Source organism: Neoroseomonas rubea (assembly GCF_016106015.1).
Lineage (GTDB): Bacteria > Pseudomonadota > Alphaproteobacteria > Acetobacterales > Acetobacteraceae > Neoroseomonas > Neoroseomonas rubea.
This window is the reverse complement of sequence record NZ_JACADQ010000524.1, coordinates 1-1,844: the sequence shown is the minus strand read 5'-3', so window position 1 is coordinate 1,844 and position 1,844 is coordinate 1. Positions and strand designations below refer to the sequence as shown.

Genomic DNA, 1,844 nt, shown 5'->3' with positions numbered 1-1,844 from the left:
TCCGCAACGCCGCCGACGCGACAGGCGCATCCGCCTCCGCCGTCCTCGACGCCTCCGGCGCGCTCGCCGGCGACGCCGAGACCCTCAAGGAGCGCAGCACAGGCTTCCTCAGGGCCGTACGCGCGGCCTGAGAACGATCCGAAGGCGGAATTACGCCGAAAACCATCGCAGCAGCCAGGACGCTTCATCACGACTTAAGGCGACACGACGAGACTTCGCGCATCCAGCGCTTACGAGGATGTGATGCGGGCTTTCCTGAATCTCTCGGTTGGCTTGAAGCTTGGCACCTCAGGGGCCGTCGCCTTCGTCATGGTCGGCGCGATCGTCGCCAGCATGTACGTCACGGGCACGGCGCTCGACGAACGCATCAACGAGCAGACGCGCGTGACCGAGGGGGGCTCGATGCTCGCCTCCGCCGCCGCCGCGGCCGCCGAGGCGCCGCTGCTGGCGCGCGAGATGGTCGCGGCGCAGGAACGCCCCCGCGTCGAGGAATTGCACGGCGCGGCGACCGGCGCTCTCGAAGGCGGCGTGGCGCTTGCGACCAATGCCGCAACGCTGCTGACCGACAGCGTCGCGGCGGGCCAGATCGCGGCCATCACGGAGCGCGGTACCGCCTATTCCGCTGCATTGACGGAGCTCGCGCGGCTGCGCCTGAACGTGATCCAGGCGCGCGACGAGGTTTTCCTGCGGCGCGCCCAGGACTACGACCAGGCCTTCGAGGGCGCCAATGCGACGATCGAGTTCGATCTGTCGGGCGAGACGCAGAACGAAGTCCGCCAGCGCTTCACCGCCTTCCACCAGGGCTTCAACGACCTGCGCAGCTCCGCGCTGCGCTTCCTCGCCACGGGCGACGAGCGCATGGCGCAGCGGGTGCGCCGCGCCAACGCCCAGGCCCGCGTCCATCTGCGCGGCGCCATCTCCCAGGCCGGGGACTCGCCCCGCGTGCAACAGGAACTGGAGCGGATCGGCGCCATCGCCGCCGAAGCCGGCGATGGCGCGATCGCGACGATCGACGCCGGCGCCGCCCTGCTCCGCTTCAGCACCGAGACGGCCGAGCCGGCGCGGGAGGCCTTCTTCGCAGCCTACGCGTCGGCGAACACCCATGTCGTCGAGATGACGGCGATCACGGCGCAGGCGGTCCACAGTTCCCTGACGACCCAGGCAACCGTCGTGCTGGCGGCCGCAGGCGCGATCGCGCTGGTGCTCGCGCTTTCCGCCTTCGTGATGACGCGCTCGATCGGCTCCCCGCTGAAGCGCCTGGCCGGCACGCTCGACCGCATCGCCGGTGGCGATGCCGCCGTGACCGTGCCCGATCGCGGCCGCCGCGACGAGATCGGCCGCATCGCCGACGCCGTCGAGGCGCTGCGTGGCACCGTCGCCGACGCCTTCAGCCGCAGCCAGGTCATCGAGCAGATGCCGCTCGGCGTCATGCTCGCCGACCCCGCCAACGAATTCCGCATCTCCTACGCCAATGCCCGGTCGCGGGAACTGGTGCAGTCTCTCGGCAATGCGCTGCCGGCCGGCACCGAGTCGCTGATCGGCCAGAGCATCGACGTCTTCCACACCGGGCCGGACCGCATCCGCACCATCGTCGCCGACCCGGCCAACCTGCCGCACAAGGCGCGCATCCATCTTGGCCGCGAGGTCCTCGACCTCACCGTCTCGGCCGTGCGCGACAAGTCCGACGCCTATGTCGGCGCCATGCTCGCCTGGCAGAGCGTGACCGACCAGGCGCGCCTGGCCGACACCTTCGAGGCGGACATCGGCGCCGTGGTCGGCTCCGTCGCCGCCGCCGCCGCGCAGCTCCAGCAATCCGCCCGCACCCTCACCGCCGCCGCCGCCGA

At 71.1% G+C, this 1,844-nt stretch carries 1 protein-coding gene; it reads left to right on the top strand.

Going from position 1 to position 1,844, the window contains the following annotated elements:
- Positions 1-243: 243 nt before the first annotated feature.
- The coding region (locus tag HW577_RS24450; protein ID WP_198378699.1) for a HAMP domain-containing protein at positions 244-1,844 on the top strand (1,601 nt) is incomplete at its 3' end.